The sequence below is a fragment of the Paenibacillus sp. ALE3 genome, from assembly GCF_054113405.1.
Genome location: NZ_CM134214.1, coordinates 1,211,692 through 1,237,298, shown reverse-complemented (window position 1 = coordinate 1,237,298; position 25,607 = coordinate 1,211,692). Strand labels below are relative to the sequence as shown.

General features: G+C 44.2%; 24 protein-coding genes. 1 reads left to right on the top strand and 23 read right to left on the bottom strand.

The window, feature by feature from the left end:
• The first annotated feature begins 262 nt into the window (after nucleotides 1-262).
• Complete coding sequence (locus ACXHJ2_RS05630) at nucleotides 263-1,858, top strand: S-layer homology domain-containing protein (RefSeq protein ID WP_165081927.1); 1,596 nt, start codon at nucleotides 263-265, stop codon at nucleotides 1,856-1,858.
• 86 nt (nucleotides 1,859-1,944) lie between these two features.
• Here the strand turns inward: ACXHJ2_RS05630 and ACXHJ2_RS05625 are convergent, their stop codons facing one another.
• From ACXHJ2_RS05625 to modB, 23 genes are all read right to left on the bottom strand, one after another.
• Entirely contained in the window at nucleotides 1,945-2,907 is a 963-nt protein-coding gene (locus ACXHJ2_RS05625; protein ID WP_165081925.1) for a helix-turn-helix domain-containing protein, read from the bottom strand.
• A gap of 130 nt (nucleotides 2,908-3,037) precedes the next feature.
• Complete coding sequence (locus ACXHJ2_RS05620; protein WP_165081923.1) at nucleotides 3,038-3,433, bottom strand: hypothetical protein; 396 nt, start codon at nucleotides 3,431-3,433, stop codon at nucleotides 3,038-3,040.
• A 43-nt stretch (nucleotides 3,434-3,476) separates the two neighbouring features.
• The gene (locus tag ACXHJ2_RS05615; RefSeq protein ID WP_165081921.1) at nucleotides 3,477-4,460 is read right to left on the bottom strand and encodes a sensor domain-containing diguanylate cyclase; all 984 of its coding nucleotides are present in this window, start codon (nucleotides 4,458-4,460) and stop codon (nucleotides 3,477-3,479) included.
• 31 nt (nucleotides 4,461-4,491) lie between these two features.
• A complete protein-coding gene (locus tag ACXHJ2_RS05610) occupies nucleotides 4,492-5,298 on the bottom strand; it encodes an alpha/beta fold hydrolase (RefSeq protein WP_165081919.1) in 807 nt (268 codons plus the stop codon).
• A gap of 86 nt (nucleotides 5,299-5,384) precedes the next feature.
• Entirely contained in the window at nucleotides 5,385-5,735 is a 351-nt protein-coding gene (locus ACXHJ2_RS05605; RefSeq protein ID WP_113050012.1) for a hypothetical protein, read from the bottom strand.
• A gap of 112 nt (nucleotides 5,736-5,847) precedes the next feature.
• The gene (locus ACXHJ2_RS05600; protein ID WP_058710280.1) at nucleotides 5,848-6,684 is read right to left on the bottom strand and encodes a methyl-accepting chemotaxis protein; all 837 of its coding nucleotides are present in this window, start codon (nucleotides 6,682-6,684) and stop codon (nucleotides 5,848-5,850) included.
• Between the two features lie 226 nt (nucleotides 6,685-6,910).
• A complete protein-coding gene (locus ACXHJ2_RS05595; protein WP_165081917.1) occupies nucleotides 6,911-8,368 on the bottom strand; it encodes a glycoside hydrolase family 1 protein in 1,458 nt (485 codons plus the stop codon).
• Between the two features lie 28 nt (nucleotides 8,369-8,396).
• The gene (locus ACXHJ2_RS05590; RefSeq protein WP_165081915.1) at nucleotides 8,397-10,313 is read right to left on the bottom strand and encodes a beta-glucoside-specific PTS transporter subunit IIABC; all 1,917 of its coding nucleotides are present in this window, start codon (nucleotides 10,311-10,313) and stop codon (nucleotides 8,397-8,399) included.
• 116 nt (nucleotides 10,314-10,429) lie between these two features.
• Complete coding sequence (gene licT / locus ACXHJ2_RS05585) at nucleotides 10,430-11,254, bottom strand: BglG family transcription antiterminator LicT (protein ID WP_165081913.1); 825 nt, start codon at nucleotides 11,252-11,254, stop codon at nucleotides 10,430-10,432.
• 199 nt (nucleotides 11,255-11,453) lie between these two features.
• Nucleotides 11,454-11,639 (bottom strand): hypothetical protein, encoded by a 186-nt coding sequence (locus tag ACXHJ2_RS05580; RefSeq protein WP_165081911.1) that lies wholly within the window; start codon nucleotides 11,637-11,639, stop codon nucleotides 11,454-11,456.
• A 9-nt stretch (nucleotides 11,640-11,648) separates the two neighbouring features.
• Nucleotides 11,649-12,665 carry a GTP 3',8-cyclase MoaA gene (gene moaA, locus ACXHJ2_RS05575; RefSeq protein ID WP_165081909.1) on the bottom strand — a complete coding sequence of 339 codons (1,017 nt, stop codon included), beginning with the start codon at nucleotides 12,663-12,665 and terminating at the stop codon, nucleotides 11,649-11,651.
• A 69-nt stretch (nucleotides 12,666-12,734) separates the two neighbouring features.
• Nucleotides 12,735-12,968: a MoaD/ThiS family protein gene (locus ACXHJ2_RS05570; protein ID WP_165081907.1), complete on the bottom strand. Its 234-nt coding sequence runs from the start codon at nucleotides 12,966-12,968 to the stop codon at nucleotides 12,735-12,737.
• A complete protein-coding gene (locus ACXHJ2_RS05565) occupies nucleotides 12,961-13,404 on the bottom strand; it encodes a molybdenum cofactor biosynthesis protein MoaE (RefSeq protein ID WP_165081906.1) in 444 nt (147 codons plus the stop codon). The genes ACXHJ2_RS05570 and ACXHJ2_RS05565 overlap by 8 nt, the downstream gene beginning before the upstream one ends.
• A gap of 86 nt (nucleotides 13,405-13,490) precedes the next feature.
• Nucleotides 13,491-14,510 (bottom strand): ThiF family adenylyltransferase, encoded by a 1,020-nt coding sequence (locus ACXHJ2_RS05560; protein WP_165081904.1) that lies wholly within the window; start codon nucleotides 14,508-14,510, stop codon nucleotides 13,491-13,493.
• A gap of 108 nt (nucleotides 14,511-14,618) precedes the next feature.
• Nucleotides 14,619-15,815: a nitrate/nitrite transporter gene (locus ACXHJ2_RS05555; protein ID WP_165081902.1), complete on the bottom strand. Its 1,197-nt coding sequence runs from the start codon at nucleotides 15,813-15,815 to the stop codon at nucleotides 14,619-14,621.
• A gap of 208 nt (nucleotides 15,816-16,023) precedes the next feature.
• The gene (locus ACXHJ2_RS05550) at nucleotides 16,024-16,671 is read right to left on the bottom strand and encodes a response regulator transcription factor (RefSeq protein WP_040103856.1); all 648 of its coding nucleotides are present in this window, start codon (nucleotides 16,669-16,671) and stop codon (nucleotides 16,024-16,026) included.
• Between the two features lie 7 nt (nucleotides 16,672-16,678).
• A complete protein-coding gene (locus tag ACXHJ2_RS05545; RefSeq protein ID WP_165081900.1) occupies nucleotides 16,679-17,743 on the bottom strand; it encodes an ATP-binding protein in 1,065 nt (354 codons plus the stop codon).
• A 1-nt stretch (nucleotide 17,744) separates the two neighbouring features.
• A complete protein-coding gene (locus tag ACXHJ2_RS05540; protein ID WP_013372380.1) occupies nucleotides 17,745-18,197 on the bottom strand; it encodes a GAF domain-containing protein in 453 nt (150 codons plus the stop codon).
• A 45-nt stretch (nucleotides 18,198-18,242) separates the two neighbouring features.
• Nucleotides 18,243-18,926 carry a respiratory nitrate reductase subunit gamma gene (gene narI / locus ACXHJ2_RS05535; protein ID WP_013372381.1) on the bottom strand — a complete coding sequence of 228 codons (684 nt, stop codon included), beginning with the start codon at nucleotides 18,924-18,926 and terminating at the stop codon, nucleotides 18,243-18,245.
• Entirely contained in the window at nucleotides 18,923-19,489 is a 567-nt protein-coding gene (gene narJ / locus ACXHJ2_RS05530) for a nitrate reductase molybdenum cofactor assembly chaperone (RefSeq protein WP_013372382.1), read from the bottom strand. The genes narI and narJ overlap by 4 nt, the downstream gene beginning before the upstream one ends.
• Nucleotides 19,482-21,071, bottom strand: coding sequence for a nitrate reductase subunit beta (gene narH, locus ACXHJ2_RS05525; RefSeq protein ID WP_016324613.1), 1,590 nt, complete (start codon nucleotides 21,069-21,071; stop codon nucleotides 19,482-19,484). The genes narJ and narH overlap by 8 nt, the downstream gene beginning before the upstream one ends.
• Nucleotides 21,061-24,735: a nitrate reductase subunit alpha gene (locus tag ACXHJ2_RS05520; protein ID WP_165081898.1), complete on the bottom strand. Its 3,675-nt coding sequence runs from the start codon at nucleotides 24,733-24,735 to the stop codon at nucleotides 21,061-21,063. The genes narH and ACXHJ2_RS05520 overlap by 11 nt, the downstream gene beginning before the upstream one ends.
• Nucleotides 24,736-24,933: 198 nt before the next feature.
• Nucleotides 24,934-25,605, bottom strand: a complete 672-nt coding sequence (gene modB / locus ACXHJ2_RS05515) for a molybdate ABC transporter permease subunit (protein WP_238791056.1) — start codon at nucleotides 25,603-25,605, stop codon at nucleotides 24,934-24,936.
• Between the last annotated feature and the right edge of the window lie 2 nt (nucleotides 25,606-25,607).

Genomic DNA, 25,607 nt, shown 5'->3' with positions numbered 1-25,607 from the left:
TCATATTATGAGGTCAACCATTTCTTTCTGGTTGACCCTTTTTGCATTTGCTCTGAGAAATTACGGAAAAGGCTCGCAAATCGTGATCCCCTTCTAGCGATGTGAATTGGGCACGATTTTTGTCGATTTGGTTCAGAATTGGTTCAGAGGCATTTAGTATAGTAAATCAGTAGTGTAAGAAAGAAAATTATATTAGTAGGTTAGTCATCATGGAGGATCTTAGTAAGTTCATCGTGACACCGGAATTTTATGGAGGAAATTTATGCGTAAAATCAAGTCTTTTTGTTTATCTTATCTTGCTGTTATCGTTTTATTTGGAACCTGGACATGGAGTTTTTCCGAGAGTGCAGTGTATGCAACCTCCCCACCAGCACCTAGTGTAACGGATGCTGTGTATGCTACTGAAACCACAGTAACGAGTTGGACAAACCCTTCTAAACAAGGCCAATCCGTAACGTTTAGCATCAAAACCATCTCAACTCCACAAATTACGAAGGATTTAACCGGCACGGTGGTCCTTATGGATGGTACGGATATATTAGATACGCTGACGATGAGGCCAAATGGCATTGCGAATGGATATGCCACTGCCACTTACACCACAAGTAATTTAAGTGTGGGAAGTCACCCGATTACGGCTATATATAGTGGGGATGCTCGTTTTATTCCCAGTACATCTGAGCCATACATTCAGGTCGTAAATGCATCTGCACCTGCGCCTACACCTTCACTGAGACCTACAGTAACTACAGTATTGAGTTCGACGAATCCGTCTAGTCAAGGTCAAGAAGTAAGGTTTAGCGTGAGGACAACTTCAAACCCACAAACGTCGGGCGATTTAACTGGAACGGTCATTCTTATGGACGGCACGAATGTATTAGATACGCTGACGATGGAGCCGGTGGGCATTTCGAACGGCTATGCCAATGGGTACTACACTACAAGAGACTTAAGTGTGGGAAGCCACGCGATCACTGCTATATACAGCGGGGATGCTCGATTTGCCCCGAGTACATCTGAAGCGTATATACAGGTTGTAAATGGAAATGCAAGCACTGGTGGTACTGAAAACACTGGCGGAACTGGTGATACTAGCAATAACGACAGCAGCAGTAGCAATAAAAAAGATAAGAAGGATAACACGGATAGCAGTGATTCATCTTCTTCCAGTGAAACAACCACACCTTCATCACCATCGGTTTCTTCAACGGTTTTACCGACTCCAGAAATCATGCCAGTAGAGCAATCCGAGGTTGCGCATGAAAAATATATAACGGGTTATCAGGATGGTACTTTCCGACCGGACCAGTCGATTACACGGGCTGAAACCGCTGCAATGATGGCTAGGATTATGAAGTTGGAGACAAAAGAAGGCTCAACGACATACAAAGATGTACCTAGCACGTATTGGGCAAAGGATTCGATTATAGCACTTACGACACAGCACCTCATGAATGGGTATGCAGATGGAACATTTCGACCAGAGCAACCCATTACCCGTGCAGAAATGGCAGCAATACTCGCATCCTGGAAGCAGCTTAAAGGAACACAAACCACAGCTTCTCCTTATACCGATATCGAAAAACATTGGGCAAGAGATTCCATTGTAGCGTTAGCTAATGCAGGATGGATTACCGGCTATAATGATGGAAGCTTCCAACCCAATAAATATATAACACGAGTAGAAACCGTTACAATTTTGAACACAATCTTAAAACGAGGACCCCTGGAAGGAACCATTCAGGCTACATGGAAGGATGTACCAACAGATTACTGGGCATTCAAAAATATTGAAGAAGCGTCTCGTACCCATACTTCAACCATCAATACAGATGGCATTGAAACTTTCGTGAATTAAGCACCCAAAAAAGCTGGAATCCTTACGATACAGGATTCCAGCTTTTTATTTACTTGATATTTTTTAACATGGTCAAAACAGAATTTTTAAAATAATTTCTTCAAAGATGATGGTTTCACTCCGTATTCCCGGAAAAATTGCTCTGAAAATGCACTCACATTACTGTATCCTACAGCCATCGCAGCTTCTGTTACATTGCTTTCCTGGCTTCGAAGCAGCTTCATCGCATATTCAAGACGAATTTGGCGTAAATGTTCAAATACAGTTGTTCCAAAACATGCTTTGAATCCTTTTTTTAATTTAAAATCATTTAATCCAACCTTTTTTGATAATGCGATCAGTGAAGGAGGATCAATCATGCTGGATTCAAGGATTTGCCGAGCCATATGCAACTTTCTGACATCTTCTTTAGATAGGCCTTCGGGCATGGGAGTTAAATCAAATAATTGAATCATAAACCTATTCAAAATCTCTAGTGCCGCTGCTTCCATTAATAAAGGCGATCTATGCACACTTTTCAAGTCTTTGATCAAATGTTCAATCATCACTATACTTCTGTGATCCAGTTCAAAACTAAGATGATGGAACGCAGCACCCTTCAGAATTTGATTAAATTCAATAGCTACCTGTCGACGAGCTGCTAACTGTGAAGCTGCATAATTAAACAACGAGACAGGAATGCCAAGCGCAAAGGATTGGTATTGTTCGTTAACGGGAGGATGGAAATATGCTTTGAAATCCTGTAAAAAAATAAGAGCACCCCGCCCTATCGGGAGCGTGTAGTCCAGACCAGCTATATTTACATGACGTTGACCCGAAAGTGCAAATTGAAGTTCAATCATTTGTCCTCTGGAGGCAAAGTTCGTCGGATAAGGCTCGTGATATTGAATATGCGAATACACAATCTCGATTCCGCTGTAAGTCGTAACTCGGTAAATATGTCCATTACCCGCTTCTGGTAACATCATATAGGTATGCTCGTTTTGTTTTCTAAATGGAGTTTTTTCTAAATAATGCTGATATATTAATGATAACGAATTTGAATTCACAAGCATCCACCTCAAAGGTTTTCATTCATTTTGATGATTCAAATGAGAATCGTTATCATTAATATTAGCTGAATTTGAATGGTTTGACCAGACTTATTGGAGTATGCTGTAGTGATATTCGGGGAATCTATTAATCCCAATCCATATAAAACGTTGCTTTCAATTTCCCCTTTTCACATGCTGGGCAACTCAAATGAACAGGCACATTGTTTTCAATGTGTTCCTGCTCCATAACACTCGCGCATCTAGGACAAGCATAAGAAATTTTATACTGTGATGAGTCCGATATCATCTCAATAAACAGTTCATTGCGGATGGCCTGACAGACCGGACATACATATAACGCGTCATAAGCATCATATCTCGTCGAAGGGTTGCCTATGAATTCCCCAATACGTCGTTTAAGGACAGTATCCTGTACAAACGAAGCAATGGATTCCAAACTCATATATGAAAAACCAAACCCTACAAATATGTTCTTAGTATAAGCACAGGTATCACAGTCCAGCTTGTACGCTTCCCCCATGTTTATCACTCCCCAACTCTTCATGCGGTTATTGAAGCCTCATTTATTTCTTTACGAGACTTGCTGAATGCGTGACCCGGTTTCTCCCGCCACTCTTGGAAGCATACAGTGCCAAATCCGCTTGATGAACTATCGATTGTTCCGTATCCGCTTGCGTAACCGTTGCCACACCGATACTCACAGTAATGCTGTATTCTCCCCAATCCCTTGAGGCCGTCATGGAACGATATCTTTCTGCCGTACGAATGGCTTCCTGTTGATTGTTGCCCGGAAGAATAATGACAAACTCCTCACCACCATACCGAGCGACAATGTCCATTTCCCGTGACATGGATTGTAGTAACTCAGCCAGATGAGTGAGCACCAGGTCGCCCACCGGATGACCATAAGTATCATTAATGCTTTTGAAACGATCAATATCAATGATCAGCAACGAGAAAGGTATTCCGGTCTCTTGAAAAGAGGCTAGACTGACTAATAATTGATCTTGAAAATATCTTCTATTTTTAAGCCCGGTTAACGGATCGGTTGACGCCATCGTTTCTAGCTGGAGATTGATCCTCACTAATTCCTGCTGCTTGATTTCATATTCTTCGTGCAATCGTTCAAGCTTCTGGTTGGCTTCATTCGTAGCCTGATATAATTCCTGAAGCTTGGTTTTGGTCTGTAGTATATCTTTCTCGTGTTCAATACGCTTACGCATCACAAGCACTACACAGTCAATCACTGCTTCTCCGTTTCGTTCCTGGCGAACCCCGTTTAGTAGTACAGGCACATCCTGTCGATCACTTGTGCGAAACGAAAAGTACATCTCATCGACACGCCCGTACAACTGGATATAGGGATAAAAATAAGTATGAAAAAATAGCTTGTTCGTAACAGACATTGTCGTTTCAATCGGCCGCCCGAGCAATTGATCGCGTTCATACAGAAGCATGTCCAATAAAGTTTGATTTACCGATTGAATGATCCCAGCGTCCGAAATTGAAAAGTATCCACAGGGAGCTTTATCTAATTGAATATCCATTGCATGACTGCCTTTCATACGATATTACACGCTACACGCTGGCTAAATATTCTTTGATTAAATTGCTCGTTTCTCCTGGTTGGCTTAAATGAGGATAATGCCCCTTTGCTCTCATCTGCTGAAGTCTGCTATTTCTAAGATGGGTATGCAAATAGTCCCCTACCTCAATTGGAGCAATACTATCGTCTGAGCACTGGAGAATAAGCGTAGGAACCGAAGCATGCTGAAGATCGACACGGCAGTCTGAAAAAAATGTAACCTCTGCGAATTGCCGTGCAATATGAGGATCTCTTGAACAAAATGCCTTTTCCAATTCTTCGGTTAAGTCCCCTCGCTCGGGATTCTGCATAGCAATGGGTGCCATGTAACTAGCCCAGCCAATAAAGTTCATTTGCATCATATCCAGTAATTCATCAATATCACTCTTATCGAAGCCTCCATAATAAGAAGGCAGGTCATTCACATAGCGTGGAGAAGGACCGAGCATGACAATGCGTTCAAAATATTGAGGGCTGCGGATGGATGCGAGCATTCCGATCATGCTGCTAACGGAGTGTCCGACGAATATGGTATTTCGTAAGTCTAACGCTTCCATAATATCCAGCACATCTTGGGCATACCCTTGCAAGTCACTGTATTTTTTGGAATCATAGTATTTTATTTGGGAATCTCCAGAACCAACATAATCAAATAAGACAATTTGGTAGTTGTCGATAAAGCTAGGGACGATATAACGCCACATATCCTGGTCGCATCCAAAGCCGTGAGCAAACACAATCGTCTGGCTACCTGTGCCCAGCACTTTTACATTATTACGTAGGAGAATATCAACGGTCATTGTAAATCACCTCTCTGAGGTAGTATCTGTTCTATGGCTTCTCTTCCCTATTATATCGGAAAAGATTTGATTATGGATAATGGATCTCATTCATAAATCCAGCGTTTAATGATCTCTTTTACCTTGCGCACATGTTGCTGTGATAAGGAACAAATAATAACTAATTCGTTTTTCCCATTCGTATCTAACCAATAGTGTACGTCATCCTCTTCATTAACCGTTTCTTGAATGATTCTGATGGATTTATGGCTTAATTTTGATTTAGCCGAAAAAATGGGGTTCATATCCATGAATTTCTGACCATTAGAAAAAGATGTGTTGTAATAAGGAATCACCCAGTTCTCCTTATCCTGATCTTGTACTACATTTAGAAATACACGCACCCAATAATCCTCTAGTTCTGTGTAACTCTGTTCATTCAACCCATTCAAATTCATACATGTATCCACTCCAAGTTATTCATCTATAAACTTAAAAAAAGTCTCGCCCTGTGATCTACATTTCCATGACGGAATGCACAATTCACAGACCGAGACTTTTTTTCAATCTTTATTTTGCATCAATATCATTCGTGATTTTCTCTATTAAACCTCTCAAGCCTTGGTTAGTTTCATTTAATTGATCGATAATATTCATAAACTCCGACACAAGCTTGGCCTGCTCTTGGGAAGATACCGTAATCTGCGTAATCTCTTGTTCCATGTTATAAACGGATTGTCTGACAGCTTGCAAGGATTGCTCGATTCGTCCAGTTGCTTCCTTAGTGCCCGTAGACATCTTGCGGATTTCTGCAGCGACAACTCCAAACCCTGCTCCTGCCTCACCCACCCGAGCAGCTTCAATGGCTGCATTTAATCCAAGCAAGTTTGTCTGCTCTGAAATTTCCTTGATGTAGCCTGCCACCTCAGTCACATTACCAGAATCCTCAACCGCCTTTTTCGTATTGCTTAAAATGTCCTCGGCCGTCGCACTAAGCTCCTCCGAATGGGCCGCCACATGCTGAATCCCTTCAACTAGCTTGCTTGTAACATCCTCTGCTTGACTCATCAACTTCTTCAGTTGATCTTGATTATCCGTACTATAGGTGATGCACATTACTGCCTCGATCTCATTCTGTTCATTCTTAATCGGATGAAAGTAAGAATCAGCAGCAAACCCAAAAACTTCGGCATCATAACGCACTCTGGTCTTTTCTCCGCCTACTAGCATTTTGAAGTTCTTGTGTACATCAGGAAGAGGGTCGCCTGCCTTGAAGTCATAGACTAAACTTTTACCCGACTGAAAGAATAGAAATTTTTCTCTATCCATTACGGAAATTAAAACATCTTGTCGTGCAGCTTCTCTGATATACGGCATGGCAGTCAAAACAGCTTCTACTTGATTCATAATATGTATCCACTTCCTTATATTTTGTTATCCATCCTACCCTCTATTTCGACATTTTCATCCCATGTGTTTAGTGAATTAACATACTATTGGCTAGGTTGAGCCCCTAATCTGTATACATTTACCGTAGTTTCCTGAAGGGGAGTCGCTTTTAAATCCAAACAGCGCATACCTATGGAATAGGCACGCGCTGACTGTACAACTTTTTGAAGACACACACTAAGCATTAATCCAGCTGTTCTCCATTGGTTTCGATCACGCTCTTATACCAATAGAAGCTCTTCTTTCTGGATCTGGCAAGTGTCCCTTTACCTTCATTATCCTTATCGACGTATATGAATCCATAGCGTTTTTTCATTTCACCGGTTCCCGCACTTACCAGATCAATACATCCCCAAGGCGTATAACCTATTAAATCTACTCCATCAGCAATGGCTTCTTTCATTTGCTCAATGTGTTGCTTCAAATAATCAATTCGATAATCATCCTGAATGGAGCCATCTTCTTCCACGGTATCCACGGCACCCAGACCATTCTCCACAACCATTAACGGAATTTCATATCGGTTATAAATGTTATTGAGGGACCATCTCAATCCCTGTGGATCGATTTGCCAGTCCCAGGCGCTTGCTTTTAAGTAGGGATTCTTTAATCCCATGGATAAATTGCCACCCACCTTCTCCTGATTGGGGTCTGCACTGACACAAGTAGATGAATAATAACTGAAGGTATAAAAATCTACGCAACCTTCTTTTAAGACATCCTCATCATTGTCCTGCATCGTAATTTGGATATGATGTTCTTTAAAATATCGTTTAGCATATCCCGGATAAGCACCTCTTACTTGAACATCTGAGCATAGGAAATTACTCAAGTTATCCTTTTGTTGGGCCAGCAAAACATCATCAGGGTTACAGGTAAGTGGATATGAACACATATAAGCAATCATACAGCCAATTTTAAAATCCTTATTGATCTCATGTCCCAGCTTTACCGCCTTTGCGCTGGCTACAAATTGATGATGCAAAGCTTGATACAGTACCTGCTCATCCTTCACTGTAGCATAGGTAAGCTCTCCATTTCCCTCTGGCATCATCGCTCCGGCCATGAACGCTCCGAAAGACAAGGTTAAGATATTGATTTCATTAAAGGTGAGCCAGTATTTTACGACATCTTTGTATCTGTTAAAAAGCACTTCACAATATCTTACATAAAAATCGACGACTCTGCGGTCTGACCAGCCATTATATTTTTGGGCTAAATGAAACGGTGCTTCATAATGTGAGATTGTAACCAAAGGCTCAATGTTGTACTTTTTCAATTCTGCGAACACACGATCATAGAACTGCAAGCCTTGCTCATTCGGCTCTGTATCATCTCCGTTAGGAAATATTCTGGACCAAGCAATCGACATTCTAAAGACCTTGAAACCCATTTCAGCAAATAATCGGATATCCTCTTTATAATGATGGTAGAAATCAATCGCCTCGTGACTTGGATAGTTCATGCCTTCTTCCAACACAGGCGTAATTCTTCGGGAAACAGTATGCGTCCCGGCTGTTATGACATCAGCAGTGCTTAGTCCCTTACCATCAACGTTATACCCACCCTCAAATTGGTTAGCAGCCGTGGCCCCTCCCCATAAAAATCCTTGCGGAAACTTCTTGGTTATATTATTGTTCATTGTTCATTCCTCCTAAAATATTGGTAGCTTAGACCATGACCGTCAATAAATCCTCTTTATAACCAATCGTCTTTTTCTCCGTTTCAATGACATCCAAGTAACTAGCAGTGTTGGCAACGATCACAGGGGTAGTCAGAACGTAACCTGCCTCTTTGATCGCCTCCATATCAAACTCCATGAGCAATTGCCCTTTTTTGACGGCTTCCCCTTGTTTTACTTTGGGATAAAAATGTTTACCTTTTAATTTGACCGTATCCTTGCCTACATGGATGAGGATCTCCACGCCCTGATCACTGGTAATTCCGATGGCATGACCTGACGAAAATAAGGATGTTAATACACCATCTACAGGTGAAACAACCTTGCCTTCGGAAGGCTCAATGGCAATCCCTTTACCCAAAGCACCTGTGGAAAAGGCTTCATCAGTTACCTCAGATAAAGGCTTTACGTCACCCATTAACGGACTGATCACCGTCTCCTGCCTTACTAATACTTCCCCTCCTTTTGCTGCCCCTGTTGTACTCGCTTCTTTTTTCGTTTCTTTCACCTCATCATCTCTGAATCCGCCAAAGAACATAAGCAAGAAGCCTAATACGAAACTTACCAGGATACCGATAACAGCCCCATAAAATCCGCTGTCTATTCCTGATGGACTGATATAGCTCGGAATCGCGAAAATGCCCAAGCCGCCAATAATATAGCCTTTCGTTCCCATCATGCCTATAATACCGCCACCTACCGCAGACGCTATACAGCTTAAAATGAATGGTTTCTTACGTGGTAGTGTAATCCCGTAAATCGCTGGTTCTGTCACACCAAAGATCCCGGAGATGACAGCTGGAATGGAAAGGGATCTCAGCTTTACATTTTTGGTTTTGAACAAAATCGCCAGCACAACACCTGTTTGAGCAAAGGAAGCTCCCAGCGTCGCAGCAAGGATCGGATCGAATTTGAGCACCGCCAAGTTGTTCATAGCGATAGGAACAAGACCCCAGTGTAATCCAAAAATAACAAATACTTGCCAGAAAGCACCCATGATGGTACCTTCTATAATTGGGCTTAAGTTATACACAAAGAGCGTTGCTGCGCCAAGCAGTTGACCTGCCCAAGTCGAGAGCGGTCCAATCACAATCAGTGCTAATGGAACAATAACTAACAAGGTGAAAAACGGTACCAAGAATGTTCTCACTACGCTAGGGATGACCTTTTTAAAGAAATTTTCTATTTTTGAGCCTACATAGGTGGATATGATAATCGGAAGAACAGTTGATGCATAGCTCATCAGAATGACCGGAATACCTAAGAAGGTGATGTATACTGGTGACTCAAATATAGTGCCGCTAAATAGAGTGTATAGCGGTTTACCCGAGGCTGTTATCGTGCTAAAGGTTGGATAAACAAGTGACGCCCCGATCGCCATACCTATAAAAATGTTGGCATTGAACTTTTTGGCCGACGTATACCCCAGGAAAATAGGGAAGAAGTAGAACAAGCAATCTCCTAAAGCATTGAGAATTTGATAGGTACCTGATGTTGCGGTCAACCAGCCCAAGGCTACAAACAATGCTGTAAAGCCCTTAATCATACCCGTGGCACTCAAGACACCCAGCGTGGGTGTAAATACACCTGAAATGGTATCAATAAACCTATTGAACAAACTCACTTTTTCACCTGATGCTTCTTCTGAATCACCTGCCTGGAAACCGCCTATCGTGGCAACATCCGCATAAACCTCGGGCACATGATTACCGATCACCACTTGGTATTGCCCGCCGCTTTTTACCACAGTGACAACACCATCCATGTTTTTCAGAACCTCTGTATTGGCCTTATTTTCATCTTTTAGCTTGAAGCGCAAGCGTGTAATACAATGAGTTAGACTATTTACATTTTCTTTGCCGCCGACATTTCTGATGATGTCTTGTGCTAATGTCTCATACTTCATTGTAACTGCCCCTTTATTTGTATTTATAAAAAAAGGCAAAACCAAAATAGATCAAATTCGATCTAGGTTGGTTTCGCCTGCATTACCAGTAACAATCCAAGGAGTTATTCAATTGGTCATTGAGTTACGCGCTGAATATGAATCGTTATATACAGTTTTTCTTCATCTGATAATACCGTGTCCAAGTATTTCTCAATCTTTAGCATACAGCTGTAAGCTTTTTTGTACTTTGCTTTCACTTGCCTTAATAGAAAATCATCTTCCAGTGCTAATTTTTCTTTTTGAATTAACCGCTGAAAGAAAAACCTTAAATGTGTAATAAATCGTTCATAGCTGGTCGAGTGTTCGTCTAGCGTAATATTGTAAGAGTACTTAATAATATTTAAGATATCCTGTATTTTTTGAGTTTGCTGAGCGACATCAGTTACTTTATGGTTGGAGCCGTTTACTTGAGCATTGATTAAATGAAGAGCTATATTCCCTGCTTCATCTTCAGACAATCGTTTACCTGTCTCGTCTTCAATAAACTCCAGTGCTTTTAAGCCAACTCCAAATTCTTTAGGATAAAATTTTTTAATTTCCCAGATGAGCGGGTTCGCATTTTTAAACCCTTCATCAAACATTTTAAATGCATTGTTCATGTGATCTGTAAGCGAAACATATACATAGTCACTCAATTGTGCTTCCAATATGCTTTTTCCATATTCAATGATGTCATAGCATAACGAAACATATTCTGTAGGGACATCCTCTAACAATAATTTAAATTTTTCTGAAGCATCTTTTTGTTTAAGCACAAACACCTTTTCAACTAAATGCTCTTCTACTTGTTCTCCTGCATTCTTTTTGAATGCAATTCCACGACCCATAACAACAAATTCATGCCTTTTTGAATCTTTGGCTATTATGGCGTTATTATTAAATATCTTTGTTATGATCATTCTGGCTGCCCCCTGATCCCGTAATAATTTAAAAAAGGATTTTAGATGCTGGGCGATATTTCAGATAGGTCACAAGACGGTAATAGCCGATCAACTTTCATTGCAAACTGTAAAGTGCAGTAAAGATCTACAACTCCATTTTATTGAAAGCGCATTCACAAAGAGAGATAAGCCCTACATCATCACTCACCTTTCTGCGTTATTGCAAATCTGTATACAAAAAGAAAAGGCAAAACCCAACACATGGAAATCCAGTTCCATGTCCCGGGTTTTGCCTTTTCAGTAACAATCCCAAGATCATAATAACACCAAATTTAAGTTTTGCCAACAAAAATGTTTGCGCTTTCTTTTTGGGAGCAGCACCTTGAATACGGCCCATTGCCATGATAAAATGTCAGCCCCCAATATAGGACATGTTAATTTTTTTTCGGTTGTTTGCAGTCTCTTCAGTACGTTCATCGGAATACCGATCTAAGCGTTGTTCCCATACTGAAGTAATCGCATCGAGTAGTTCCTCATTATTCGCCCCGTTACGAAGCATCTGGCGCAAATCAAATCCGTCTGAAGCAAATAAACACGTATAAAACTTGCCATCAGAAGATAGACGGGCACGCGTGCAGGATGAGCAAAATGAATCAGAAACCGAAGTAATAAAGCCAACTTGCGCGTCGCTGTCTTTATAACGGTAACGTTTTGCCACTTCTCCATAGTAATTTTGATCTATCGGCTCCAGCTCGTACGCATTCTTAAGACGCTCAATAATTCCTTCTTTTGTTACTACCTTTTTGAAGCTCCACCCGGTATCGTTACCTACATCCATAAACTCAATAAAACGAAGGGCTATTCCCTGCTCCTTAAAATAAGCGGCCATCGGCAAAATTTCAGAATCATTAACACCTTTTTGAACCACCATATTGACTTTGATCTCAAATCCGATTTCTCTTGCACAATCAATCTGCTTCAAAATAAAAGCAGGCTTAATGCCCCGCCCATTCATCCGTCCGAACAGTTCGGGGTTCAGAGCATCTACACTGACATTCAGTCGTCGCAGCCCCGCGTCATAGAGGCGCTGAGCCTGTTGCCCTAGTAGCAAGCCATTTGTGGTCAACCCCATATCCTCCACTCCGTTGATAGACAAAATTCGAGAGACAAGGTCGGGAAGATTCGGCCGCATTAATGGCTCACCGCCTGTGAGACGGATTTTTTTGACCCCAAGGCCTACAAAGAGCTCCGTAAGGCGATGGATCTCTTCAAACGATAGGCATTCGCTTTTGGGAAGAAAGGCAAAATCGTCGCCGAAAATTTCTTTTGGCATACAGTAGGAACAGCGGAAATTGCAGCGATCCGTAACAGATATACGTAAATCGCGGATCGGACGCCGCAATAGGTCTTTCAGTGAATGTGAACTCATGTGACCACCTTCTTTTTTTCATTAGCTGTATTTGACGTTGCAGAAATGGACACATGACGAGCATTTTCACTAGCCACCGCTAACAGGCGGAATAAAAGCTGCGATATCTCCATCCTGCAGTACATCTGTAAGCAACGCGTACTCTTCGTTTACTGCAATTCGTGTAGACTTGATCGGCATATCCGGATATTTATCTGTAATCCAACTGCATAATTCTCCTACAGTTTGTCCTGCCAATTCTGCCATTTCTTCAGATTTCCCCGTCACCTCACGGAGTCCTGCAAAATAGTACAGCTTAATCATGACTGATTTCCTCCGGTTTTTTCTTTTGTTGTCCGACCCATTGCGTGCCGTCTTCCCACATCTCTCGTTTCCAGATTGGAACGATTTCCTTGATCCGTTCGATTGCGTATTCATTCGCCTGATATGCATCCGAGCGGTGTGGTGAGGAGACGGCGATGACAACGGCAATATCACCGATCTGAAGTTCACCAATCCGATGTGCAATTGCTACTCTTGTCCCTTCCCATTTCTGTTCAATTTCGCGGCCAATCTCTGCAAGCTTTTTCTCGGCCATAGGTACATAAGCTTCGTATGCAAGGTATAACGTCCGTACGCCTTGGGTCCACTCTCTTACATGCCCTGTAAATAGGGTCACTGCTCCTGCTTCCGGTCTTAAGACATAATCCGCATAGGCCTGTGGGAGAATGGGCTCCGTCACGATTTCAAATACACTCATTTTTTCCACCTTCCAGCCATCCGGCAAGCTACTCTGCTAGAAAAACTATATACATTATTTACATTTATCGGATCTATATCTCTTGTTCAACCAAACAACTGATGGTATAGCTTTTGACCTCTGGCAACACTTCCGATCCCGTGAATGAGGAGTCTTCCGTTTTTAAATAAAATCATTCGATGCTTAAAGGCATAAAATTCAACGAAATAAGGGGTCCTTTTTACATGTTCCGCCATAAGCCTGCCCATCTTCTCTGCATCGTCCAGCGTGATCGGACGATGAGGGTCTGGAAGAACCTGCACCACATCCCGCCCGCACAGCGCCGCATATGCCGAGCGATGGGTTGCTGTCAGTGCAGGAAACTCAGGCTGTTCTCCACAGGTTGGACAATCTGGATTCCGGATGCGGGAAATCCCTATGTCCATTTGCGTATTTTCCCATAGATCGAATAGATGAACCTTGCTGCGCATCTTATCACGTTTGCCGCTCAGCCACTTCATGGCTTCTGCACATTGGAGGGCGGCCGTCACTTGGACAGCAGGCGATATGATTCCAGCCGTATCACAGGTCTGATTGATCGCTGGCAGCGAGGGCAGAAGGCAGCGAAAACATGCCGACTTGCCCGGCACGAATGGAAAAACAACGCCTGTGCTTCCAACACAGGCGCCGTAAATCCATGGAATTTCAGCCTTTAGTGCAGCATCGTTTATAAGTAACCGAGTTTCAAAATTGTCCGTTGCATCCATCAGCAATGTGCTTTTACCAGCAAGCTCTTGAGCAAGCCCGGCATCCAGGCTGTCGAGATAGGTATACAAGCGTACGTCTTCTCGTATCGCCTTCAGTCTTTTTTCAGCAGCCATAACCTTGGGGAGCATTTGTACAGCATCCTGCTCCGTGAATAACTGCTGGCGTTGCAGATTCGACGTCTCCACATAATCACGGTCAACCAGGTGAATCTCTCCGACGCCCGCTCTTACTAATGTTTCAGCAATGGCGGAACCTAGTGCCCCGGAGCCGATAATGGTTACAACAGCTTCAGACAGATTACGTTGTCCTTCACTGCCGATGGGTCTAAATAAAATCTGTCTTGAATAACGTTCCTTCATCACAATGTCCCCCTAACGTTGAAGAGCGATCGTTAACTTTGTGCTTATTCCTGTGGCTCTCGCTAGAAACGTTAAAGGTGCCTTTATAATTTATTCACTCTTAATGCTTTACTGCTGAAGTTCCTTTTGTTTCTCAAAGTGGTTCTGCTCGGCAGCTACAGGGAAACGTGCTTGATAATATAGCCATATGACGAGAATCAGGCTAGCCAGTGCCACTTGGGAGAGCAGCATGAACCCAATGGAATATTGGCCAGTAGCGGCATGAATCGTCGATAACAAGATCGGAGGGAAAAAGCCACCCAGGCCACCCATCATGGATACAATTCCGTTCACTATACCTGCCTGTTTATTAAAATAAAATGGAACTAGCTTGAAAATGACACCGTTCCCGATTCCTGCACTCACAGCGATAGCCAAGCACCCTACGGTATACAAGGTGATGTCTGGTGAAAAAGCCAGAAGAATCGCAGCAACCGTATACACAGCAAACGTACCTACCAGCAGGAACAAGGGCTGAAAACGATCCGCCAGCCAGCCACCGATTGGGCGGAAGAATGTGGCAATCGCGATAAAGCCTGCTGTACGCATCCCTGCATCCACTTTATCCAGTTCAAAGTTTGATACGAGAAAATTCGGTAGATACACCGTAAAAGCTACAAATGAGCCAAACGTAATAAAATAAAAGAGCGAGAAAAACCAAAGCTTTTCATTTTTGTAAACCCCTTTGATTTGCTCCATAATCGGGGTTTTGACTTTAGCTTCATGACGGTCCCCAAAGAAGAAGTTCAAAACGATAAAAACAAGCAATAGAATAAGGTACAGCTTGACTGTAAGTGCCCATCCTACCTGTGTTGCTACAATTGGAGCAGAGAAAGTCGTTACCGCTGTCCCCAAGTTGCCCACACCATACATCCCGTTGACAAAGCCATGTCTTTCCTTCGGATAATACTTGGGCAGTGAAGTCACTCCAACCGAGAACACCGCTCCCCCAATTCCAAGGAATAAGCCACCGATAATTAAATCCGTCATCGTAGAAGCTTCACTGATATAGTAGACCGGAAACAAAAGCAAAACAAAGCTAACGAGGAAAACGATTCTCGCCCCGAAAATATTGGCATAATAACCAAGCGGAATGCGCAGAATCGATCCAAGCACGACCGGAATCGCCGTAACCATGGCCAGTTTTCCGGGTGGAATCACGATATCCTCCGTAATGAACGGCATGAGGGAAGAAATGATGACCCACACCATGAATCCAAGAATCAAGTTCAATGTTTGTAGCGGCAACTGCATTTTTCTAATCATTTAACTCACCTTTTCAACTTTTTTCTGTCGAATGATTGATTTGTATTTTTCTGTTCCTATTGTAGCCGCTAGCCGTTCCTTTCGAATATAGGGGACTCCCCTTTCCCAGTCAGGGGAGTCCCTGAAAATAAAAAAAGCCGCTTCCCGTAAGAAGCTGCTTGATTCATTCTAGATAAATTATTGGACTAAAAATGATCTTCTTCATAAACTAAAAATCCAGCATTTTTTTCTTTAAAGCATACTGGACCAGCTCAGGCCGGCTTTTTAAATTCAATTTCTCCATGATTTTAGCTTTGTTCGCTTCCACGGTCTTGACAGAGATGAACAGCTTTTCGGCAACTTCCTTGTTACCGTATCCCTTTGCGACCAGAGGGAGAATCTCCAACTCACGCTTGGACAGGATCTCATACGGATCCTCTGTTTGTGAGGTTGTATCTTTCTTGATGAACTCACGCACAAGAGAAGTAGCCATTTTAGGATGGATATAAGTCCCACCCCCATGAATGGTTCGTATGGCAAGCAGTAGCTCCTCATCGGGTGCATTTTTCAAAACATACCCTGAAGCACCGTTCTTCAAGATATGAAATAAATATTCTTCGTCATCATGCATGGTTAAAATCAGAATTTTAGTATCGGGGTGGTCCTCTTTAATTTTGCCTGTAGCGATCAATCCACTTTCGCCTGGAGGCATACTAAGGTCCATAATGAGAATATCCGGCTTATGTTTAGCTACCATAGTATACGCTTCAATACCGTCCGCAGCCGTTCCCACAACCTCCATATCCGATTGGAAGTTGAGAATCATGGAAAATCCACTTCGTACAATGGCATGGTCATCCGCTAATACAATTTTGATCAAGTTTCTATTCCTCCTCATGTCCAATCGGAATTTGTAAAAAGACTTTGGTTCCTTGACCAACATTAGAAAGGACGCCAAAACTTCCACCTACCAGCTCTGCTCGCTCCTGCATACCATACAGACCAAGTCCCGTTCCAATAGGTTTGCCCCCTTTATCAAAGCCAATCCCATCATCCTCTACAGTTAAACGAAGCGAATGTTCATGCTCGGACAAAGAAACTTTAATGGTGTCGACCTGGGCATACTTCAACGCATTGAGCACAGCCTCCTGGCAGACGCGGTAAATGACTGTTTCTTTTTCGCTTCCATACCGCTTTTGGGGAAGATCAGATGCGAACTCAACCACTAGACCAAAGCTTTGCTCGACCCGCTTAAAGTGGGAACGGAATGCCGCTTCAAGTCCAAAATCATCAAGGGTGGCAGGCCGGAGTTCCACAGACAGGTTACGGATATCATCCAGCAAGCGTGTCATGGATGCTTCCGTCTGCTTCATGTTTTTAATGAGCTGATCATCATTCGTCATGTATTTTAGCACCCGTAGTTCAACAACCGCGCTCATCAATTCCTGGGCGACACTGTCGTGCAGTTCCCTGGAAAGCCGTTTTCGCTCATTTTCCTGTGCTTCAATGACATGCTTCATCATTTTGTTTTGATATAATTTTTCCTGCGTCTGAAATTGCGGGGTCAAATCTCTCAGCATCAGCACCCGGATTCCATTTGTAGAATCAACGGTGTGAAAAGAAGCGGCATAGGGAACCATGCCATTGCTTTTGGTTTCCAAATAGACTTGAAAAGAAGCAAATTTGTCGGATTCAGGCACATTGAAGTAACAGTCAAGGCAGGTGCGAGGCTCTGTGTCGCTTGTATAACCCCTGCATGTTCCGCATAAAGCTCTGTCCTGTCCTTCATAGAGTTGAATGAGAACGTCATCGCCTACAATCTCCTCAGCCGCCGGATTCATGGCTAGGGTTTTCCCTTCCCTATCAAAAAAGAAGATAGCTTCTGTGCTGTTCTCAAACATCTTTACCATTAGCGCACTCAAAGAGTCTGTCCCTATAGACAATGTCAATTCAAATCACTTCCTTCCCGTTCAACTCTCCAAATCCCTCATGTGCCAAGGCTTCCAAATCACGCATCATGGCTTCGGTCATCAGTTGTTCTTCTCGAAATCCACCCAATAGTACGCCCGCGACGCGAGCATCGTTCCACAGAGGCACAGCCCCGAGACTCTTGAGCTTTTCGGATTGAACGATCGGATAGTTAAATAGGTTCTCTGCCCCAACATATTGATGAACAGATGGAATAAAGACAGACTTCCCGGTTTTAAACACGACTCCTGCTATGCCCTTTCCAGATTGCAGCACAATCCGCTTAAATCGATCATTTAAATTGCCAGCGGCATTTTTCCATTTAATGACGTATTGATATTCGGCCGGTTCAACCAGAGCAAGTGCCATAAAATCATAACCGAAATGTTCGCGTATTCGCTCAAGCTCCCTTTGATAATCCATCTTATTATTCATCACTCTCTCCTAATAAAACTAGGAAAGAAGGCAGGGCCCGCTTTCCTAGTTCGATTTATGTCTTCTGTACAGGATATAACTTCTGCGCACATAATTCAACGGAACGCTCCACACATGTACAAGCCGGGTAAACGGCCAGAACGCAAAAATCGCAAAACCCATAAGTACATGAAGCTTGAAAGAAATCGGTACATCTCTCATCAGTGTCGGGTCGACACGGAATATGAACAGGCCGCGGAACCAGATTGAGATCGTCTCCCGATAATCGAATTCAGGCTGTACCGCATTCGTTACGAGAGTTGCAAACATCCCCATGCATACAAGCGCCAACAGCAATACATTTACAATCAAATCAGAAGCTGTACTTAAACGGCGCACATTACGAATTGTAAAACGTCGAGAGGTAAGTATCAACATCCCCAGGAACGTCATAGCCCCAAATATTCCACCAATATAGACCGCTCCAATGTGATATAGATGATCGTTTACACCCAGCGCATGCATCCAGGTTTTGGGTATGCCCAGACCAGACACATGACCAAATATAACAGGAATAATCCCCAAGTGGAATAAGAGACTTCCAATCATCAATTGTTTCTTTTCAATAAATTCACTCGATTTTGCCGTCCAATTGAACTGGTCAGTTCTATAGCGGAAGATATGACCTACGATAAAGATGACCACGCACATATAAGGGAAAATGACCCATAAAAACTGCTCCATCATCATAACGCGGCTGCCTCCTGTTCTACGCAAGCTTTAAGCGTTTCGCGCAGTCCCTTGACCAGATGAAAATACGGGCTTTCCATTTTTTCCAGCGCTTTAAGCAAATGATAGGTGCCGTCTTCCAAAATCGCGATGGGCATGCGGAAGTTTTCTGTCGTCTTTGCATCCTGCACCCATTCAGCGGCATATAGAAATTCACACATGAGCGGCAGATAATCAGGCAGCTCTCCATCTGGCATTTCAAGACCATACATTTCATAGAGGACCTTTAACTTGACCAGCATTTGTCCTCTTTCCTTTGCATCTTCGAACTTGAAGTAAGTCATATATAGTGCGCAATTTTTTTGAAAATCAAAAGTTTCCGTATACATTTCCTGGATTTCTTCCATACTAAACTCTTGCATCAAAGACCAGTACATATTAGCATGCGTATACGCAGGATGATCCGGATTAAAGGATGCTTCCAGAAAAGCCGGATGAAAATCCAGCTTTTCTGGGTACATGAGTTGTTGGGCGAAAAACCCGAATGAAGGCTTGAATTCATACAGTTTCGCTACATTAATCACGCCAAATACCCCCGTAGAAGTTTTCTTCATACATTTGCTTGCCTGTTTTCGAAGGCTCTTCCATTCCTGTGGAGCTTCCCAGGCTACAACCGCTACAGCCAGCTCCTTGAGTTCCACAACTATCCATAGTCCCTAAAGTATCACCGTAACCGGCAGCTCCTTGGGCGCGATATGGATTGGCATAACCCTCTTTATGCGATGTCGGAATGACGAAACGGTCCTCGTATTTGGCAATGGCCAGAAGCCGGTACATTTGCTCTGCCTGACGTGCTGTCATGCCAGTGCGTTCCAGACGGCTTTCATCGAAAGATTGTCCTGTGGACTGGGCGCGCATATAGGAGCGCATCATAGCCATCCGCTGCAGCGATTCTTTCACCGTCTGGGTGTCGCCCGCCGTCAACATATTGGCAAGATACTGAATAGGCGTGCGCATTTCTTCGATAGCTGGAAAGATCATATCCGGATTCTCGATGGAGTCTTTCCCTTCAAAGTAATTCATGATCGGACTAAGTGGTGGTACATACCAGACCATCGGCAACGTGCGGTATTCCGGATGAAGCGGGAATGCCAGCTTATATTCAATCGCAAGCTTGTAGACCGGTGAGTTCTGCGCTGCCTCAATCCAGTCTTGCGAGATCCCATCTTTTTTGGCCTGCGCAATCACTGCCGGATCACTTGGGTCCAAGAATAAATCACACTGTGCTTTATACAGATCTTTCTCATCCTCTTTAGAAGCAGCCTCTTGCACCTTATCCGCGTCATACAATAGAACGCCAAGGTAACGAATTCGTCCAGTACATGTCTCGGAGCAGACGGTTGGCAACCCGGCTTCCACGCGCGGGAAGCAGAAGGTACATTTTTCTGCTTTGTTCGTCTGCCAGTTGAAGTACACTTTCTTGTATGGACAACCCGTCATGCAATATCGCCAGCCGCGACATGCTTCCTGATCCACGAGCACGATGCCATCCTCGTCCCGTTTGTACATAGCACCCGAAGGGCAGGACGCGACACAGCTCGGATTCAGACAGTGCTCGCAAAGCCGAGGGAGATACAACATGAATGACTTTTCGAAATTGAATTTAATCTCTTCTTCGATTTTCTGAATATTGGGATCAAGAGGTCCTGTCACATGGGTGCCTGCCAAATCGTCTTCCCAGTTTGGTCCCCAATTCAGATCCATTTTTTCGCCTGTTACAGCAGATTGTGCACGTGCTACCGGAGAATGCTTCTGCTCTTTAGCGTTGGTCAAATGTTCATAATTGTAAGTCCACGGCTCATAATAATCTTTCATTTCAGGCATATCGGGGTTGTAGAAAATTTTACCTAGCGCTATCTTGGACAGCTTGTTCCCTGACTTCAGTTCAAGCTTCCCTTTGCGAAGCTGCCAGCCGCCCTTATACTGCTCCTGGTCTTCCCAGCGTTTTGGATACCCAATACCAGGTTTGGTTTCCACGTTGTTGAACCACATATATTCCGCACCTTTGCGGTTTGTCCAAGTTGTTTTACACGTCACGCTGCACGTATGGCAGCCAATACATTTATCCAGGTTCATGACCATGGCAATTTGAGCTTTAATCTTCAAGCCAGTTAACCTCCTTCATTTTACGTACCGCTACGTACACATCGCGCTGGTTGCCGATCGGACCGTAATAGTTGAATCCGTAGCTAAGCTGAGCGTATCCACCAACCATCTGGGTCGGTTTGAGATGAATTCTTGTTGGCGCATTATGACTGCCCCCGCGTGTATCCGTGATTTCGGAGCCTGGCACTTGAATGTGCTTATCTTGAGCATGGTACATAAACATCGTTCCTCTTGGCATCCGGTGGCTGACAACTGCCCGGGCGGTTACGACACCGTTACGGTTGTACACCTCCAGCCAGTCATTGTCGGCAATAGCATGAGTCGCTGCATCTTCGTTATTGATCCATACCGTAGGACCTCCGCGGAATAGCGTAAGCATATGCTGATTATCCTGGTAGGTGGAGTGAATATTCCATTTCCCGTGTGGAGTCAGATAACGAAGCACCAGTGAATCCTGACCACCCTTGATTTCCCGATCACGCGTGCCGAATACCATCGGTGGCAAAGTCGGTTTATAGATAGGCAGCGACTCCCCAAACTGCTGGAAGATTTCATGATCGATATAGAAATGCTGTCTGCCTGTCAAAGTCCGAAACGGAACGAGACGCTCAATATTCGTGGTAAATGGCGAGTAGCGACGTCCCTGTTTGTTGGAGCCACTGAATACCGGTGTCGGTATAACTTCACGCGGCTGCGCTGTAATGCTTTGGAACGTGATTTTCTCGGCAGCGCGGTCGGCTGAGATGTCCATCAGCTTCACTCCGTGATCCTTTTCCGCCTCTTCGTAGGCTTTTTGGGAGACACGACCATTGGTTGCCGACGACAGATGGAGGATCGTATCGGCCACTTGGCGAGCTGTCTGGATTTTCGGCAGTCCATCTTTGATGGACTCATCGTAATAGACCCCGTTCAGCTTCTTCAATTCCTCATATTCCTCCGCTACCGAGAAGCTAACGCCGTGCGCGCCCGTTTTTCCTGTAGCCAAATTGGGACCGAGCGAGACATACTTATCGTAGATTTTCGTGTAATCGCGTTCTACGATGCTGAAATTAGGCATAGTTTTACCCGGTACAGCAGCGACCTCGCCCTTCGTCCAATCCTTGACAAGACCCATCGGCTGCGAAATTTCGCCTATAGAATCATGTCCAAGCGGTGCAGTTACAAGGTCTTTATATATTCCCGGCAGATGCACTTTGGCCATGTTCGAGAAGGTTTCAGACAGCTGACGGTAAATATCCCAGTCTGAGCGGGATTCCCAAAGCGGATTTACCGCCGGATTAAATGGATGTACGAACGGGTGCATGTCTGTTGAGGACAAATCCGTCTTCTCATACCAGGTTGCCGCCGGAAGTACGACATCCGCGTACAATGGCGTTGTGGTCATCCGGAAATCAAGTGCGACCATCAAATCAAGCTTTCCTTCTACATCTTCCCGCCAAACGATTTCCTCTGGCTTCTGATCTTCGTTCGGTCGGGCAAGCAGCGCGTCGGAGGCTCCGAGCAAATGCTTCATGAAATATTCCTGTCCCTTGGCCGAGCTGGAAATGAGGTTGGACCGCCAAATAAAGAGTGAACGCGGGAAGTTCTCTGCTGCCCCTGGATCTTCAATAGCGAAACGGGTCTTACGCGATTTAATCTCTTCCACAGTATGGTTAATGATTTCCTCGTTTGACTTCTTGCCTAATTGCGCTGCTTCTTCAGCGAATAGCAGGCTGTTTTTATTAAACTGCGGGTAAGAAGGCATCCAACCCAACCGGGCAGCAAGCACATTGTAGTCCGCCGGATGCTGGTAACTGACATCTCCCGCAGTCGGTGATTTCAATGTGTCGGTGCCACTTTCTTCATAGCGCCACTGTTCTGTTGCAAAATAGAAAAATGAAGTAGCATTTTGCAATCGAGCCGGTCCCTGCCAGTCTTTTGCAAAGGCAATCGTTGACCAGCCTTCAATAGGACGGCACTTCTCTTGACCTACATAATGCGCCCAGCCTCCGCCGTTGACACCTTGAGAAGCAGTCAGCACGACCAGGTTCAAGATGGAGCGATAAATGGTGTCACTGTTGAACCAGTGATTGATACCCGCCCCCATAATGATCATAGAACGTCCTTGGGTGTCGATTGCGTTTTGAGCAAATTCGCGAGCAACTTGCACTACAACCGATGCCTTGACTCCCGTGATCTTTTCCTGCCAGGCAGGAGTATAATGACAAGCTGCATCGTAATAGTCCTTTGCATTATGAGGGCTATCATTGCGAGCGACACCATACTGGCTCATCATCAAATCATATACGGTGGCTACGAAACGCTCTGAACCATCAGCCAGACGTACTTTTTTCGCCGGAATGACACGTTTAAACGTTCCGTTACCTGCGTTATCAAAATAAGGGAATATGATTTCTTCCCATTGCTCGTCATGACCTACCACCGTGAGCGCAGGTTCAACCTTTGTTCCGTCTTCCCGCTCCAAGATCAGATTCCATTTCTTATCTTGCTCCCAGCGCTGTCCCATTGTACCGTTCGGAACCATCATTTCGCCTGCTACTTCATCGAATATGACCGGTTTCCAATCTGCATGTTGTGAAGCATCCCCCAGATCGCTGGCCCGCAGAAAACGTCCGCCTTTCCAGGCTCCTTCGTGGGGATCAAGCAGAATCATGAATGGCATATCTGTATATTGCTTGGCATAGTTAATGAACATAGGTTCCTGGCGTTCTTGATAGAACTCATCCAGAATGACATGCGTCATCGCCTGTGCCACAGCGGCGTCTGTACCTGGATTAGGTGCAAGCCAGTTATCAGCGAACTTCACATTTTCCGCCAAATCCGGAGCCACGGATACAACCTTCGTTCCTTTATAGCGTACTTCCGTCATAAAATGGGCATCTGGCGTCCGGGTAAGCGGCACGTTCGAGCCCCACATGATCAGATAACCTGCGTTGTACCAATCTGAGGATTCAGGTACGTCCGTTTGCTCACCCCAAATTTGAGGAGAAGCAGGCGGAAGATCGGCATACCAATCGTAAAAGCTCAACATCTCCCCACCAAGCAGAGAAATGAACCGAGCTCCCGAGGCGTAGCTAATCATTGACATCGCCGGAATGGGGGTGAAGCCTGCAATCCGGTCAGGACCGTACTTACGGATTGTGTAAATTAATTGAGCCGAAATCAGGTGCAGAACATCATCCCAAGCCACACGAACATGGCCGCCTTTGCCGCGAGCCGATTTGTAGAGTTTGGCTTTCTCTGGATCTTCCACAATGCTGGCCCATGCGTCTACCGGATTGCTATGCTCCTTGAGGGCAGCTTGCCAGAGTCGCAACAACTTACCGCGCATATATGGATATTTCACACGTAACGGGCTGTATTCATACCAAGAAAATGAAGCCCCACGCGGGCATCCACGCGGCTCAAATTCCGGCATGTCTGGACCGCAGGAGGGGTAATCGATTTGCTGATTTTCCCAGGTGATGATGCCATTCTTAACAAAAACCTTCCAGCTACAGGAGCCAGTACAGTTAACACCATGCGTCGTACGAATCACTTTGTCATGAGACCAACGCTGGCGATACACGTTTTCCCATTCTCTATTTTTTTCTTCAAGGATTGACCAATTTCCAGAATAGCTCTCGATTGGCTTGAAGAAGTTGAGACTGTATTTTTTTTTCATCGGTGATCAACGCTCCTTTTCAGAATGAATCAGCCCATCGCAAACTCACGGGGAAGATTCATTCGCTTACTCTCATTATGTAATTCATTCATCTCCGTTCCCATTAGGGAATGTCCTATAGCGCTATAGAAAATCCCTCGTTCTATGGAAAGATACAAAAAAAGCCCCCTCTACCAGAGGGAAGCTTGTATGAATAAATTAATTTTTCTTTTGGCCTGTTAACAGGAGCATCATAAAGGAAATCAGTATAATAGAGCATGTCCATACCCAGGCCATAGGAAGATGACCAGAATCTACTGCAATATAGATGGCTGTAGGGATCGTTTGTGTTTTACCCGGAATATTTCCGGCAATCATCAGCGTAGCCCCGAATTCGCCCAGCCCACGGGCAAACCCGAGTATAAAGGCCGCTTTAAAAGAAGAGAAAATCAACGGAAAGGTGATATATCGAAAGACCTGCCATTCATTTGCCCCCATTGAGCGTCCCGCGTTTTCCAAGTCCTGATCCACTGAAGCGAATCCCATTCTCAGTGTTCGATAGACTAGAGGAAAAGCCACAACCACCGCGGCCACAACCCCAGCCCACCATGAAAATACAATAGGCTCGCCAAACCATTGCTCCACCAAACGTCCAAACCAACTTTTTCGTCCGAGTAAGATTAACAGTAAAAATCCAACTACCGTTGGTGGGAGTACCAAAGGCAGCATAAGCACGGTTTCAACGAGTGTTTTCCCTTTGAATAATCCTAACCGCGACATGGACCATGCCGCAAACAAGCCTAATAGGATCACCAAAACGCTGGATAACAGTGCAACCTGTAACGATAATCGGATCGGAGGCCAATATTCGTTCCAATCTATAGCCTGCATGC